The organism is Aeromonas sp. s5 (genome assembly GCF_040907865.1).
GTDB classification, from domain to species: domain Bacteria; phylum Pseudomonadota; class Gammaproteobacteria; order Enterobacterales; family Aeromonadaceae; genus Aeromonas; species Aeromonas dhakensis.
The window spans coordinates 35,336-50,228 of the sequence record NZ_JBFOCO010000023.1 but is presented as its reverse complement, the minus strand read 5'-3'; the positions used below and the strand labels follow the sequence as shown (position 1 = coordinate 50,228).

At 62.6% G+C, this 14,893-nt stretch carries 16 protein-coding genes; 12 read left to right on the top strand and 4 right to left on the bottom strand.

The window, feature by feature from the left end:
* Positions 1–37 precede the first annotated feature (37 nt).
* Positions 38–373, bottom strand: coding sequence for a YqcC family protein (locus AB5Y94_RS13060; protein ID WP_005303485.1), 336 nt, complete (start codon positions 371–373; stop codon positions 38–40).
* 221 nt (positions 374–594) lie between these two features.
* Between AB5Y94_RS13060 and AB5Y94_RS13055 the strand changes: the two genes are divergently transcribed.
* The 5 genes from AB5Y94_RS13055 to AB5Y94_RS13035 all read left to right on the top strand — a co-directional run bounded on the left by AB5Y94_RS13055 (position 595) and on the right by AB5Y94_RS13035 (position 3,459).
* Entirely contained in the window at positions 595–1,623 is a 1,029-nt protein-coding gene (locus AB5Y94_RS13055) for a DUF3549 family protein (RefSeq protein WP_368205722.1), read from the top strand.
* Between the two features lie 68 nt (positions 1,624–1,691).
* On the top strand, positions 1,692–1,991 hold the full coding sequence (locus AB5Y94_RS13050; protein WP_005303488.1) for a DUF3301 domain-containing protein: 300 nt from the start codon (positions 1,692–1,694) through the stop codon (positions 1,989–1,991).
* Between the two features lie 57 nt (positions 1,992–2,048).
* On the top strand, positions 2,049–2,285 hold the full coding sequence (locus tag AB5Y94_RS13045; RefSeq protein ID WP_005303490.1) for a DUF2789 domain-containing protein: 237 nt from the start codon (positions 2,049–2,051) through the stop codon (positions 2,283–2,285).
* An 88-nt stretch (positions 2,286–2,373) separates the two neighbouring features.
* Positions 2,374–2,670, top strand: a complete 297-nt coding sequence (locus AB5Y94_RS13040; RefSeq protein ID WP_219326308.1) for a DNA-binding protein — start codon at positions 2,374–2,376, stop codon at positions 2,668–2,670.
* Between the two features lie 3 nt (positions 2,671–2,673).
* Positions 2,674–3,459: a Zn-ribbon-containing protein gene (locus AB5Y94_RS13035; protein ID WP_368205720.1), complete on the top strand. Its 786-nt coding sequence runs from the start codon at positions 2,674–2,676 to the stop codon at positions 3,457–3,459.
* A gap of 69 nt (positions 3,460–3,528) precedes the next feature.
* On the opposite strand, the gene syd is transcribed toward AB5Y94_RS13035, so the two are convergent.
* Positions 3,529–4,077, bottom strand: coding sequence for a SecY-interacting protein (syd, locus tag AB5Y94_RS13030; protein WP_139753048.1), 549 nt, complete (start codon positions 4,075–4,077; stop codon positions 3,529–3,531).
* Positions 4,078–4,235: 158 nt separating this feature from the next.
* Between syd and queF the strand changes: the two genes are divergently transcribed.
* The 7 genes from queF to AB5Y94_RS12995 all read left to right on the top strand — a co-directional run bounded on the left by queF (position 4,236) and on the right by AB5Y94_RS12995 (position 13,345).
* The gene (gene queF, locus AB5Y94_RS13025) at positions 4,236–5,084 is read left to right on the top strand and encodes an NADPH-dependent 7-cyano-7-deazaguanine reductase QueF (RefSeq protein ID WP_005303498.1); all 849 of its coding nucleotides are present in this window, start codon (positions 4,236–4,238) and stop codon (positions 5,082–5,084) included.
* 137 nt (positions 5,085–5,221) lie between these two features.
* Positions 5,222–7,492, top strand: coding sequence for a hypothetical protein (locus AB5Y94_RS13020; RefSeq protein ID WP_368205719.1), 2,271 nt, complete (start codon positions 5,222–5,224; stop codon positions 7,490–7,492).
* A 90-nt stretch (positions 7,493–7,582) separates the two neighbouring features.
* Complete coding sequence (locus tag AB5Y94_RS13015) at positions 7,583–9,190, top strand: diguanylate cyclase (RefSeq protein ID WP_017779839.1); 1,608 nt, start codon at positions 7,583–7,585, stop codon at positions 9,188–9,190.
* Positions 9,191–9,340: 150 nt separating this feature from the next.
* Positions 9,341–10,696 carry a nucleotide 5'-monophosphate nucleosidase PpnN gene (ppnN, locus tag AB5Y94_RS13010; RefSeq protein ID WP_005303505.1) on the top strand — a complete coding sequence of 452 codons (1,356 nt, stop codon included), beginning with the start codon at positions 9,341–9,343 and terminating at the stop codon, positions 10,694–10,696.
* Positions 10,697–10,825: 129 nt separating this feature from the next.
* Entirely contained in the window at positions 10,826–11,629 is an 804-nt protein-coding gene (gene xni, locus AB5Y94_RS13005) for a flap endonuclease Xni (RefSeq protein WP_279463434.1), read from the top strand.
* Positions 11,630–11,775: 146 nt separating this feature from the next.
* Positions 11,776–12,783: an isocitrate dehydrogenase gene (locus AB5Y94_RS13000; protein ID WP_005303508.1), complete on the top strand. Its 1,008-nt coding sequence runs from the start codon at positions 11,776–11,778 to the stop codon at positions 12,781–12,783.
* 121 nt (positions 12,784–12,904) lie between these two features.
* Positions 12,905–13,345 carry a hypothetical protein gene (locus AB5Y94_RS12995; protein WP_017784031.1) on the top strand — a complete coding sequence of 147 codons (441 nt, stop codon included), beginning with the start codon at positions 12,905–12,907 and terminating at the stop codon, positions 13,343–13,345.
* Between the two features lie 71 nt (positions 13,346–13,416).
* On the opposite strand, the gene rlmM is transcribed toward AB5Y94_RS12995, so the two are convergent.
* Both rlmM and AB5Y94_RS12985 read right to left on the bottom strand, forming a co-directional pair.
* Positions 13,417–14,511 carry a 23S rRNA (cytidine(2498)-2'-O)-methyltransferase RlmM gene (gene rlmM / locus AB5Y94_RS12990; RefSeq protein ID WP_005303513.1) on the bottom strand — a complete coding sequence of 365 codons (1,095 nt, stop codon included), beginning with the start codon at positions 14,509–14,511 and terminating at the stop codon, positions 13,417–13,419.
* Positions 14,504–14,890, bottom strand: coding sequence for a DUF423 domain-containing protein (locus AB5Y94_RS12985; protein WP_043171107.1), 387 nt, complete (start codon positions 14,888–14,890; stop codon positions 14,504–14,506). Before AB5Y94_RS12985 ends, rlmM begins: the two co-directional genes overlap by 8 nt.
* Between the last annotated feature and the right edge of the window lie 3 nt (positions 14,891–14,893).

Here is a 14,893-nt window from a genome sequence, read left to right as displayed (position 1 = left end):
TGCGTTTTCTTCTGATGACCCAGGGTCTGCTCGCTCATCATTGTTCGACCACTTTGCCGGAGAGCAACAGATCGAAGCGGGCGATCAGGCGCAGCAGGGCTTCGACCTCGGCCAGCTCTTCCTTGTAGACTTCACTGGCCATGGGATAGAGAGAGACGCTGCTGGGCAGCGGCGCCTGCAGCAGCACCAACTGCTCCATGCGCGGGATCAGCACGAACTGCAGCCACTGATCGAAGCTCAGGGTATCGACGCAAAACGGCAGCTCGCTGGCCAGGGCCTCTTCCCCCGGATGGGTCGCTTGCCAACGTTCCAGACGTTGCAGTTCGGCGGTCAGTTCGCCCAGCAGGCCGGCTACCAGCAGATATTGATTCATTGCGCTCTCTTCCTCATCACCACGTCCCCGGTTCGCGGTTCAGTCAACAGCAAACCGGGCTTTGCAAAAAAGGGCGCTACTATACACCCTCCCCCCCGCTCTCTGCCATGCCCCCGGCGGCCATCAGTACGGGTCGCCGCCGGCCGCAACACGCCTCCCCGCTGGCTATCTTGTGCCAGCGCCTTATAATCGGCCCGCATCACCCTTAGCCGGATCACCTCATGTCCACCATCAATACTCTGACTGACTTTCTGACCCAGGCCGATACCCAGTTTCAGCTGTTCGACATGGGTCGCCAGGTGCGGCCGCTGGCGAGCGACACCTTCGTGCGCATCGAGCAGCAGCAGGAGCCCTATCCCTGGCCCCTGCAGCAGCACGCCTGGCTCGGCGTCCACTTCTTCCAGCCGGCCGAATCGCGCCACTACCTCTGGTTCCTCAAGTTTGCCCTCGACGAGCGCGGTCTGCTCATCTCGAGCGGCCCCAAGCACTTCATGGATCAGGTAGTGGAGACTCTGGGCTACAAGCTGACCGGCGAGCTCGATGAGGAGAAGGCCCAGCGGCTGGCCGAGAATCCCTACACCTTCCGCCCAGCCGAAGCCAAGATGGCCAGCCTGCACGCCAAGCTGGCCCGCCAGCTGGAGCAGGCCCCGTCCGCCTATTTCGAAGGGCTCTGCCACTACCTGTCCGCCCCCTCCCCCGAAGGGTGGCAGACCCTCGGCGTGCAGGGCTTTGCCGATCTGGCGGAGCGGCTGCAGGATGAGAGCAACCTGGCGCTGGTGTGCAAGGCACTGCCGAAGCTGCCGCAAGAACCGCTCTACGCCCTCTGCCAGAGCCTAGAGAACGCCCCGCTGCCGCCGGCCGTACAGGGCGCCCTGTTCGAGCGCATCGGCAAGGAGCAGGAGTGCGCCGAGTCCAACGCAGAGACCCTGGCCTACCTGTGTCGGGCGCTGGCCTCCTGCAATGGCAGCAGCATGCGCACCAACAAGCTGCTGACCCTGCTGCAAACCCAGCCGAGCCCGGCCCTGTTGCTGGCCATCGCCGGCCGGCTCTGGCCCGATCTGAAGGATGCCGCCCTGCTCAGCCTGTTCCTGGAGCAGCTGGCCCTGCAGCCGACCCAGTTCTTCAATCAGGTATTTGCCGAACTGGTGACCCTGCCGGCCCTGCGCAATGATATGCTGGCCAGACTGCGCGACCCCGAGCGCAGCGACGCCCTGGGTCAGGCCATCGGCCGCCTGTTCGCCTCGGCCTGATGATACCGGCGCCCCGTCACCCTGGCGGGGCGCCGCCCGACACGGACACACCGCAAAAGGAGCCCGCGATGGGTGAAGTGCTCGCCATCTTGCTGCTGACCCTGGGCGCAGGTGCCTTCTGGCACCAGCGGCGCCAGGCCGAACTCGCCTGGCAATACATGCGCCGCTACTGCCAGCATCACGACCTGCAACTGCTGTCGCTGGCACGCAGCCACCGGGCGCTGGCCCACCAGCCGCTGCGCCTGCTCACCTATTACGAGTTCGAATTTTCCAGCGATGGCGAGAGCCACTACCTGGGGCAACTGCGCATGCAGGGGCTGCAGGTGGTCGGCGTTGACCTCCCGCCACATCGGGTACCCAGCCTGTAAATCTCCCGCCTCGGGGCGAGCCTATACTGTTCTGGAATGTCTTTTCGGAGAGATGAGATGGAGTTCCTGACCCACGATCTGGCCGCCCTGTTTGCCCAGCTGGGGCTGGCCAACGACGAGCTGAGCCTGCACCGCTTCATTCACGAGCACCGCCTCGACAACCAGACCCTGCTGCCGGAAGCCCCCTTCTGGACCAGCGCCCAGGCCAATTTTCTGCGCGATGCCCTGTGGAACGATTCGGACTGGTCGGAAACCATCGACGAGCTGGACGTACTGCTGCGCCGGCACGATTGACCCGCTTCCCGCTTTTCAGTCTCCCGCGCTTTGGTTAAGCTCTGTGCCCCGTCCAGCCCCAATATCCCCATGCCGTGCAGGAGCACTCATGTCAGCCCAAGAGATCATCCGCATCGCCAATGAACTGGCGGCCAAGGGCATCGCCCCCACCACCGCCATGGTCAAGGCCCGCCTCGGCCAGCCCGTTCCCATGGCCGAGCTGCTCAAAGTGCTGAGTCAGTGGAAGCAGCAACCCGCAGCCGCCCCGGAAGTCGCAAGCCCGGCGCAGGAAGCCCCCGCTCCCGCCGCCGAGCCCACCCTGCTGCAGCTTGCCGAACGGCTCGAGCGTCTCGAACGCAAAGTGGATCGGCTGACCGAACTGCTGCTCCAGCAAGGGAAGCCGTGAGCCATGTACATCCTCGAACTCTGCTTTGAGTGCTACCGTGACACCTCGCTGGGCGAGGCCGAGCGAGCCATCGTCAACTACCTCGACATGCTGCGTTATCAGGGCCAGATCCTCGGCCGGGAGTTCCCCACCAGCATGCACGAGGGCTACTTCGTCAGCCGGGTGGTCTGCCCGGAGCAGGACAGCCTGCACCCCGACAACCAGAGCGAGCAGGTCAAGCTGGCGGAACAGGGCCTGCACCAGGCCGGGCTGCTCGCCCCCAAACTCCACCTGCAGGGGGCGGACCTGCTCTCTGACAGCACCGACCCCTGCGGCCATGATGGCGAGCGCCCCAGCTGGATGCTGCTCTATACCAGCTTCCTGCACACCTGCTCGCCGCTGCGCTGCGGCGATCACTTCGCCCCCATCCCGCTCTATCGGCTGCCGGCCATCGCCAACGGCGACCACAAGCAGATCATCAAGTGGCAGGAGGATTGGGAGGCGTGCGATCAGCTGCAGATGAACGGCTCCATCGCCGAACATGCGGCGCTGCACGAAATCGGTGAGGTGGGCAGCCGGCTCCAGCGCCGTGGCAGCGATCTCGGCAAGCGGCTGGAAGCCCTCACCGGCATCCCCACCTACTACTACCTCTACCGGGTGGGCGGCCGCAGTGCGGCCGAGGAGAAGGCCCGCCTCTGTCCGGGCTGCGGTGGCGAGTGGGCGCTGGCCGAACCCTTGCACGAGATCTTCGACTTCAAGTGCGATCCCTGCCGGCTGGTCGCCAACCTCTCCTGGGATTTCAAGGACTGAGCCCGGCGGTGAACCAAACAAAAACGCCTTGCCGGTCGGCAAGGCGTTTTTCATTGTGGCTGACGCCGCTTATTGCGGCAGGGTCTCCAGCCGCTCGAGAAACACCGGCAATGAAGGCGCCAGCACCAATCGGCGGCCCGAGTCGAGCCACTCCAGCCACACCTGACCACTCTCGTTGTCGAGCGATACCAGCGTCATCTCGTTGCGGGTGGTGGCGATGAACAGGGAGGGGCTGCGCTTCAACTTGCGCAGCATCAGCAGATGGCCGATGAGGTTCTCCTTGAGCAGGTCGAGATCCGCCTCGTTCCAGGGCAGCACAAACTCGAGCCGCAGCCCCTTGTAGAGACAGGGCACAGGGCGGCTGAACCAGCCACCAAACAGGGCCTGCGCGGCCGGGTGCAGGGTCAGCTCGAGCGCCTCGTTCATCGCCGTGAAATCGGCGGGCTCGGCGCGCCGATGCGGGCGCCAGGCGACCCGACCTTCCTTGGGTTCATCCAGCTCGCAGGGGGAGCGCCAGTCCGCCTCCCACTCGCACAGGGGCAGCCCTCGCCTCGCCTCGCCGTCGCGCTGCCAGCGCAAAAAAAAGTGTTCCAGGGCAGACAAGACTTGATCCGACATCGAAATTCCCCACAATTGCTGCCAAAGTCCGCTATTGCACCATCAAAGCCATGAGCAGACAAGGTGAAGCGCGGATCGCCAGCCGGCACTCCCCGCCTTGCCACCCCAAGCGGGGCCCATGCCTCTGCCATCGCCCATTCAACGTTCGAGTCACACAGATGAGCAAACAAGATAGATACGCCGGCGCCAGCGCCCTGCAGGGGCTGAGCCTGGGCCAGCAATCGGCCTACATCAGCCAGTACACCCCGGCCCTGCTGCAGCCGGTGCCCCGCAGTCTGAACCGCGACGACCTCGGTCTTGGCGGCGAGCTGCCGTTCCAGGGCTGCGACGTCTGGACCCTGTACGAACTCTCCTGGCTCAATGCCAAAGGCAAGCCCATGGTCGCCGTCGGCGAGGTCTCGGTGCCTGCCACCAGCGCGAACCTCATCGAATCCAAGTCGTTCAAGCTCTATCTCAACTCCTTCAACCAGACCCGCTGCGACTCGCTGGAAGCGGTGCAGGCCATGCTGGTCAAGGACCTGAGCGCCTGTGCCGGCAGCGATGTGAGCGTCACCCTGTTCCCGCTGGCCCAGGCTCCGCACCACATTGCCGCCCTGCCGGGCGAGTGCATCGACGAGCAGGATATCGAGGTGGACTGCTACGAGTTCGATGCCGACCTGCTGCAAGGTGCGGCCGGCAGCCTGGAGGTGGAGGAGACCCTGCACAGCCACCTGCTCAAGTCCAACTGCCTGGTGACCAGCCAGCCGGACTGGGGCTCCGTGGTGATCCACTATCGCGGCCCGCAGCTGGACCGGGAAAAACTGCTGCGCTACCTCATCTCGTTTCGCCAGCACAACGAGTTCCACGAGCAGTGCATCGAGCGGATCTTCACCGATCTCAAGCACTTCTGCGCACCGAGCCAGCTGACCGTCTACGCCCGCTACACCCGCCGCGGCGGCCTGGACATCAACCCGTTTCGCAGCGACTGGGAAGTGGTGCCGGCCAACCTGCGCCTGATCCGGCAATAATCCGCAGGCCCTGCCCCCGCCGCTCTGCGCCGCCAGCGCCCGGATAACGGGGCTGGCGCGCAATCTGTCAGTAAACTCTGGACGCACGGGGGCGGGCTTGGATAACATGCCCTCACTCCCGTGCTGCCCTTAATCCAATGAATCAACTGTTTTTTCTGGCAATGATGATGTCCTCCCTGTCCGCTCCTGATCTGGATCTGGCCAAGGAGCAGTTGTCCATCGATCTGCAACAGGCCCAGACCCTGGTGCTGACCGATCCTGCCAGATGCGTGCAGATCACCTCCGCCTTCCTTGCGCGCACGGCCAATAATCCCAAGCAAATCATCAGCAATCGCCAGGAGTACGGCTACCGCGAGCCACTGTTGAGCTATGGCACCGCCGCCCAGGCCACCGGCGCCCACCTGCTCAAGGGGGAGTGCCTGCTGCAACTGGGCCAGTTCCAGGCCGCCCAGAAGTCCCTCGATCAGGGCATCGCCATGGCGGCCAAGGAGCAGCAGCTGGAGCTGCAGGCCCACGGCCTCTACCTCAAGATCCGCAGCCAGAACCTGCTGGAACGCTCCCACGGTGCCAGCAGCGGCCTGCTCGGCCAGCTGGAGACCCTGCTCAGCACCCCCAGCCTGAAAGAGAGCCAGCTGCAGGTTTACAGCCGGCTGCTGCGCACCAATGCCAGCATAGAGGCGCACCAGTTCGACGAGGCCAAACGCCAGCTGGCCGAAGCCCGCCGCTGGGCGGATCAGACCAAGAACCCGCTGGCCAGCGCCTGGGTCAGCGCGGTGAGCGGCGATCTCTACCACGCCCTCAAGCAGCCGCAGCTCTCGCTGGGCGACTACATCGACGCCCAGCAGCAGGCCAGGGGCCTGCAGGATCCCCTCTTCCTCGGCCTGCTGTCGAACCAGATAGTGAACCTCTATGAAGAGGAGCAGGAGCCGCAGAAGGCGCTGCAATATGCCAATGAGGCAGCCAACTACTTCCACGCCCTCGGCAATCCCTCCCTGCTGAGCGACGCCCTCATCGTGCTGGCCCGCCTCAACCGGGAGCAGGGCGAGATGAACATGGCGCTGGTCTACTTCTTCAACGCCCTGGATCTGCTGGACGAGGGCAACAACCGCACCCGCATCGCCAACCTCAAGTACGAAATCGGCAAAACCTATCTGGAAACCGGCAACCAGACCCTGGCCCGCAACTACCTCACCGCGGCCCGCCAGTCCCACGAGCTGGGGGATGACAAGGAGCCGCTGATCGACACCCTGCTGCTGCTGGGCGAGCTGCACCTCAAGCAGAAGGAGGCGGGCATCGCCATCCTGCAGCTGGAGAACGCGCTGGCGCTGGCCAACCAGATCGGCGACACCCAGCGCCAGTTCGAGATCTTCCGCCTGCTCTCGGCCGCCTACGAGCAGAAGGGCTATCTGCAGCAGGCGCTGGAGAGCTACAAGAATTTCCACCAGCGCAGCGAGCAGGTCCGCCAGCAGCAGGTCGATCTGGAGCAGGAGGCGATCCGCGACAACTACGCCCAGGTGGAGCGTGAACAGCAGATCAAGGAGCTGGAGCAGCAGCTCAGCACCAGCAAGCATCAACAGGATCGCTACCTCTGGTCGAGCGTGATAACCGGCCTGCTGCTGACCCTGTTCATCTACCTCTTCTTCACCCTCTGGCTCAAGTTGCGGGTCGCCCGCCTGCAGGGCAAGCAGCTGGGCGAGGCGCTGCTGCTCGAGCCACGCACCGGGCTGGCCAACTGGCAGCGACTGATGAGCCGCTGGCCACGGGAGATGGCCAAGCGCCAGCAGCGCTCCGAGCGCTGGTATCTGAGCGAGCTGCCCAGCAGCGAATTTGACGACAAGCTGCACTACCTGCTGTTTCGGGTCCCCTTCCTGGTCAACAGCCTGGAGCAGCACGGCTACCAGGTGAGCCGCGAGATAGAGCAGGCCTTCGGTGCCTACGTCAACGGCCTCACCCCGCAGGATGGCCGCATCTACGACCTGCGCGAGGGTCATCTGCTCTATGTGGTGCCCCAGCGTCATGTGGAGGATCTGCACCGGCTGGCCCGCGAGCTGCTCGCCGCACTGGCCGAGTTCCCTTGCCAGCATCCGCTCGATCGCCACATCAGCCTCGGCATCGTCAGCCATCCCTTCCTGCCCAAGGCGGCCACCGCCCTCGATCATCACGGGCTGTTCGACCTCTGCTATCTGGCGCTGGCAGGAGCCATTCAGCTCAGTGAAAAATCCCAGCAAAGTGTCTGGTTGGAGCTGGCTGCCATCGATTGCCAGCAGGCCGCATTTTTTAATGGGGATGTGTGGCAATGCTGCTTGATGGCAATTGACAAGGGACTGGTAAAAGTAAATTCTTCTCATGAAAAGCAATGGGTTAATTGGCTTCAACTTTCACGGAAGAGAGTGCCGGTTGATCAGTGACGAATAGATAATCAACTGGGTCTGGAACTGGGTTCGACCGCTGTTGCTATCCAACACAACAACGATAATGACAACAGGGCGACCTGAATAATGAATGATATCGCTGCCGTAGCCGGACAACTGGCCAGACTCAGGGAATCCCTTCAGCAAAAACAGCTGGAGCTGGACGGCATTGTCTCCTTCTCCGATACCGAGCGCGCCCGCAGCATCCAGTTCATCGCCAAGCTGATGCAGGCCTGCCGCGGTCACGACCGGGAGCTGGACAACAAACTCGCCAAGCTCAAGCAGAAACTCGACGGCAACCCGCCGCTCTCCTCCCTCGACGCCGATCTCGCCATCATCGAGAAGCTGCTGCAGCAGCACGGCAACGCGCTGGAAGAGTCCATCTCCCTGACCAAGTCCGCCATCGAACTCGGCTCCAAGCAACTCAAGGCGATCAAGGGCTTCCCGGAAGATACCCGAAAATCCCTCAAGGAGTTTCTGGCGAGCCCGGATGGCTATGGCATCGGCGATCACCAGAAGAAGGTGATCCGGCTGCTGGAGTTCTACCAGCAGGCAATCAAGATCCAGCTGTTGCCCAGCCAGCCCCTGCTGGCCCAGAGCAGTCAGCCTGAGGTGGTCACCGATCTGGCCGCCCCCGAGCCGGATGCCCCATTTGACGTCAAGATCCACGCCCACATCGCCGACGAGCTGCAGCGGCTCATCACCGAGCTCGACTTTGCCGGTGCGGTGGGCGAGAGCCTGGCGGACATTCGCCGCCAGCTGCTCAATGGCATCACCCCTCCCCTGCTGGCCGAGATCTGCCTGCAGGTGATCGAGCTCATCATCGAGGGCACCCGCGAGGAGCGCAAAGCCTCCCAGGCGTTTCTCAGCACCCTCAACGAGAGCCTCTCGGCCGTCCACTTCAGCTTCACCGAATCCCTCGACGAGGGGCGGGCCCTGCAAAGTGCCACCCTGGATACCCGCAAGGCCATCGACCAGGAGCTCAAAGCCATCGACCATACCCTGGCCAGCCATGACACCCTGGGCGACCTCAAGGAGGCCATCTCAGGCCACATGGGCGCCATCAGCCTGCTGCTGCAAGACAGGGAGGCCATGGCCGCCCGCGAACGCCACCTGCTGACCCGGCTCTCCACCATGGAGGCCAAGCTGCGACTGATGAAGGAAGAGACCGCCGAGTACAAGAAGCGGCTCACCATCCAGAAGCACAAGCTGTTCCTCGACAGCCTGACCCAGGTGCACAACCGGGCGGCCCTCGACGAGCGGCTCGAGCTCGAATACAAACGCTGGCTGCGCTACGGCACCCCGCTGTGCCTGGCCATCATCGACATCGACCACTTCAAGAACATCAACGACAACTACGGCCACATGGCCGGCGACAAGGCGTTGAAGGTAGTGGCCAAGGCGCTGCAGGGGGCCCTGCGCGACACCGACTTCATCGCCCGCTTCGGCGGCGAGGAGTTCGTGGTGTTGCTGCCGAACATCAATCCGGACAAGTACCAGAAACCGCTGGAAACCTTGCGCCAGACCATCAAGAGCATTCCGTTCCGCTTTCGGGATGCCAGGGTCGAGATCACCATCTCCATCGGAGCCACCCTGTTCAGGGAGGGGGACCACACCACGGATGCGTTCGAGCGGGCCGACAAGGCGCTTTACAGCTCCAAGCACTCGGGTCGGGATCAGGTGAATCTGGCCTGACAAGCGCCTAAAAAAGCAGCAAACGCACTTTCTCCCTATTCCCCTGCCCCACCGCTTGCAACTACTATCAAATTCAAGGGATGCCACAGGGCATCCCGTTTTCTCCCCAGGGAAAAGCACAACGATAACAAGCGAGTGAAAGGGGAACATATGATTACGCACATCAATCCAGTCGGCAGCATGGACTTGCTGTCCCAGCTCGAGGTGGACCGCCTCAAGCAAACCGCCTCCAGCGATATCTATCAACTGTTTCGCAACTGCTCGCTGGCGGTACTCAACTCCGGCAGCCATACCGACAGCTCCAAAGAGATATTGGAGCGCTTCAAATCCTTTGATATTCATGTGATCCGGCGCGAGCGCGGGGTCAAGCTCGAGCTGTTCAACGCCCCCGAACACGCCTTCGTCGATGGCGAGATCATTCGCGGCATTCAGGAACACCTCTTCTCAGTGCTGCGAGACATCCTCTATGTGTCGACCCAGCTGGAGTCGAACCGGCTGGTCAACCTCACCAGCTCCACCCACATCTCCAACGTGGTGTTCGCCATCCTGCGCAACGCCAAGGCGATCCTGCCCGGCGCCGACCCCAACCTGGTGGTCTGCTGGGGCGGCCACTCCATCAACGAGATCGAGTACCAGTACACCCGTGCGGTGGGCAGCGAGCTGGGACTGCGCGAGCTCAACATCTGTACCGGCTGTGGCCCGGGCGCCATGGAGGGTCCGATGAAGGGGGCCGCCGTCGGCCACGCCAAGCAGCGGGTGCGCAATGGCCGTTACATCGGCCTCACCGAACCCTCCATCATTGCCGCCGAGCCGCCCAACCCCATCGTCAACGAGCTGGTGATCCTGCCGGACATCGAGAAGCGGCTGGAGGCCTTCGTGCGCCTCGGCCACGGCATCATCATCTTCCCGGGCGGGGTCGGCACCGCCGAGGAGCTGCTCTACCTGCTCGGCATCATGATGCACCCGGCCAACGAGCGGCAACCCATGCCCATCGTGCTGACCGGCCCGAAAGAGAGTGCCGACTACTTCCGCGCCATCGATGACTTCGTCAAGGCGACCCTGGGGGAGGCGGCCACCAGCCTCTACCGCATCATCATCGGCGATGCGCCCGAGGTGGCCCGGGTGATGAAGGAGGCGATGCCTAAGATCCGCGAATACCGCAAATCGGTAGGTGATGCCTACTCCTTCAACTGGTCCCTCAAGATCGAGCCGGAGTTCCAGCTGCCGTTCGAGCCGGATCACGCCAACATGGCCAGCCTGGATCTGCACCGCAACCAGCCGCCCCAGCTGCTGGCGGCCAACCTGCGCCGTGCCTTCTCCGGCATCGTCGCCGGCAACGTCAAGGAAGGGGGCATCCGCGCCATCGAGAAGAAGGGTCCGTTCAAGATCCATGGTGACAAGGAGCTGATGCACCTGATGGACAAGCTGCTGGAAAGCTTCGTCAAACAGCAGCGCATGAAGCTGCCGGGCAGCCAGTATGTGCCCTGCTACGAAATCGTGCGCTGACGGGCAGCACAGATGAAACGAGGGGCGCAACGCGCCCCTTTTTTATTGCTGCCAGCCCTTCGGCCATCAATCCCCCATTGAGCCCGCTGGTTTGTTACAATGGGGCGTTCCGACTGCCAAGAGTGCCCCATGTCAAACCCAAGGCCACACCTGCTCATCATCGATGCCCTCAACCTCATCCGCCGGCTGCACGCGGTGCAGGCTCAGCAGGCGCTGACTCCGGCCCAGGCGTTGATCGCCACCCGTGCCAACCTCATCAATACCTGCCGCAAGCTGCTGGCCGGCAGCGAGCCGACCCACGTCATCGCGGTGTTCGATGGCGAGGTGCACAGCTGGCGCAAGGAGGTCTATCCCGCCTACAAGGAGGGACGAACCCCCATGCCGGCCGAGCTGCACGAAGGGCTGAACGAGCTGCAGGATGCCTTCTGGGAGTGCGGCGTCGATGCCCTGCTCTCCCAGACCGACGAGGCGGACGATCTCATCGCCACCCTGGCCAGCGGCATTGCCCAGCACGGTGCCAGCGCCACCATCATCTCCACCGACAAGGGGTTCTGCCAGCTCATCTGCCCGCAGATCCGGATCCGCGACTACTTCAACAAGCGCTGGCTGGATGCCGCCTTCGTCGAGCAGCAATACGGCGTAGCCCCGGCCCAGCTGGTGGACTTCTGGGCCCTGACCGGCATCGGTGGCTCCAACATCAAGGGGGTGCCCGGCATCGGCCCCAAGACAGCCACCCAGCTGCTGCAACAATACGGCGATCTCGCTGCCATGCTGACCGCCTGCCAGCAGGAGGACGCCGCCAAGCCTTTGCTCAAGCTGCGTCAGCACCAGGATGAGGCCCTGCTGGCCCAGCGACTGGTACGGCTGCAGCGGGACATCCCCCTTGGCTTCAACCTGCGGGAGATCCGTTATCCGCCCGCTCCGGATGCCTGATGATGCTATCTCGCCAAGCATGACCGGACTCACTCTCGCTGTTGACAAAAACAGATAGAATGTAAAGAAACATGGAGGGTTAGGTGGAGAAATGGTATAAAACCGCCGAATCCTCCCCCTCTGTTCCCTAGAAGTGGATACGTCTCATGTCAAAAAGAAAAATTACCGTCATCCCGGGCGACGGCATCGGCCCCAGCATCATCGAATCCGCCATCCAGATCCTGACCCACGCCGGTTGTGACTTCGAATACGAATACGCGGACGCCGGTCTGGTGGCGCTGGAGAAACACGGCGAGCTGCTGCCCCAGGCCACACTCGACCTGATTGAGAAGAACAAGGTCACCCTGAAAGGGCCTCTCACCACCCCGGTCGGTGGCGGTTTCACCTCCATCAACGTCTCCCTGCGCAAGAAGTTCAACCTCTACGCCAACGTGCGTCCCGTGCTCTCCTTCAAGGGCACCCGCAGCCGTTACGACAACATCGACATCATCACGGTGCGTGAAAACACCGAAGGGATGTACTCGGGTGCCGGTCAGAAGCGCAGCGATGACAACCAGAGCGCGGAGGCGATGAGCATCATCACCCGCGAAGGGGCCGAGCGCATCGTCAAGTTCGCCTTCGAGCTGGCCCGTCAGGAAGGGCGCAGAAAGGTCACCATCATCCACAAGGCCAACATCCTCAAGTCCACCTCCGGTCTGTTCCTGGAAGTGGCCCGTGAGGTGGCCAGCCGCTACCCGGACATCCAGAGCGAAGAGATGATCGTCGATGCCGCCTGCATGAACCTGGTGATGTACCCGGAGCGCTTCGACGTCATGGTCACCACCAACCTGTTCGGCGACATCCTCTCGGATCTGTGTGCCGGTCTGGTCGGCGGCCTCGGCATGGCGCCGGGCGCCAACATCGGTGATGGCGCCGCCATCTTCGAAGCGGTGCACGGCTCTGCCCCGGACATCGCTGGCAAGAACATCGCCAACCCCACCTCGGTGATCCTCGCCTCCATCCAGATGCTGGAGTATCTGGGCATGCAGGACAAGGCCGAGCGCATTCGCGAAGCGGTGCGCGCCACCATCGAATCCGGCGACCGGGTGACCCGGGATCTGGGGGGCAGCGCCTCCACCAGCGAGTTCACCCAATCCATCATCGAACGTTTGTAATTGGTGCCAACTTGTTGATTTAAAAAGGGAGCTTCGGCTCCCTTTGTTTTATCTCACGGCGCGTTCCCCCCTTTGTCGATTGGCTACTATGTTCAATAGATAAGGGATAAGGAGATCCATTATGCGCGCTATCGTTACCCTGTTGCTCATCAGCAGCAATGTCATGGCAATAGACAGACCGGTCGAGAATGCCTGGCCCCAGCTGCCGCCATCCAGCCAGCCGGCCAGCCAGGTCTGGCAATCCACCCTGGATACCAATGACCTGCTCAAGGCCCCCAAACCCCTCTCCTTCGGGATGGATGTCGTCACCGACAGCAATGGCAACAGTCAGGTCACTCCCTATCAGAAGCTCAACCTGACCGCCGAGAAGAGCGTCAGCCTCTCCTTTGAGCAGCACAAGCCCAGGATCAAGTTCAAGACCGCCGGCATGAACACCTCTCTCAAGCTGCGCAGCAACGGCGTCAAGCTGGAGTTCAGCCCGACCGATCGCACCATACCGCTCGACATCGAGCTCAAGCTTACCGATGGCGAATCCTCGCTGCGTTTTGACTATCGCTTCTGAACGCAAGCCGAATAAAAAGGCCGACAACCTTGGGGTTGTCGGCCTTTTTGTCAGCCCATGTCAGCCAGCCTTCACTCCTGGGGGGAGAGCTTGGAGACCCAGTACTTGTTGAAGACGTGCACAGTGATCTCTTCGCGATCGTGGTAGAGCTGCTTGGCCTGAATGATGAAGCCGCCGTCGATCTCCGCCAGCAGTTCACGCAACACCTGGATGTTGTGCACCGCCTCGGCGTAGCGCTTCTTCATCGGCAGCTTGAGGTTGAACATGGCTTCCTGGCAATCACCCTCGCGAAACCAGTCGGCGATCATGTGGGTCACCCGTGCCGGCTTGTCGACCATGTCACACACCAGCCAGTAGATATTCTTCTTGCTGGGACGCCAGACAAAGCCGTCATCGCGGATGTGCTTGACCTGGCCGGTATCCATCAGGGATTGCGCCATCATGCCGTTGTCCACCGCGGTCACCATCATGTCGCGACGCACCAGCTGATAGGTCCAGCCGCCCGGGCAAGCACCGAGATCCACCGCCTTCATGCCGGAGCGCAGCCGCACGTCCCACTCTTCCCGCGGTACGAACACGTAAAAGGCCTCTTCCAGCTTGAGGCTGGAGCGGCTTGGCGCATCGGCCGGGAAGCGCAGGCGCGGGATCCCCATGTGGAAGGCGGAGTTGTTGAAGGAGTAGGAGTAACCCAGCAACACGTGGTCGTTGGCCAGGAAGAAGGCGTGGAACACCGGACGGTTCGGGGTCTCCTTCTTGGTCAGGATCTCATTGCTGCGCAGCGCCTGGCGCAGCGGCACGGTGAATTTGCGGCAGAAGGCGGAGAGCTCCTTCGCCTCGTTGGTGTCGGCCGTCTCCACCCGCAGATCGCCGCAGATGGCGTAGTCGCGGGTCGCCTCGATGATCGGGGTGATCCGATCCGCCAGATCCAGCTCCTTGAGCTCGCAGGTCACCACCAGCATCTGGCGGATGAAGATGAGCTCCTTGAAGGGCAGCTTGCGCGCCAGCAGGTCGGCCTCTTCCTCACCGTAGCATTCGAAGATGATGTAGCCGCTGTCGTCCTTGACCCGGGCAAAGCCATAACACTGCATGTTAGTGGCTCGTTCGGTGATCTCTGCCGCCGCCTCTTTCTCAAAACCGGGGCGGCAATAAAGCAGCAGATTATTCATTCTTTCCTCCAAGACGACAGCCGGCCCACATCAGGGCCGCCCATCCCAACATAAAACAGAGGCCACCGGCCGGGGTGATGAGCCCCAAGCCCTTGCTGCCAAGCAGCACCATGGCGTAAATACTGCCGGAGAATCCCAGGATCCCCAGCACAAAGGCGGAGCCAGCCAGGTTGATCACCTTACTGCGCACACCGCACCACCCCAGCACCAGCAGGGCCAGGGCGTGAAAAAACTGATACTGCACGGCGGTATTGAACGCCGCCAGACGCGAAGGGTCGATGCCGGTGGCCGCCAGACCGTGGGCACCATAGGCGCCCAGCATGGTCGCCGTCAGGCCGAAAAAGCCCGCCAGCACCAGCCAATGTCGATGAAATTGCATCCC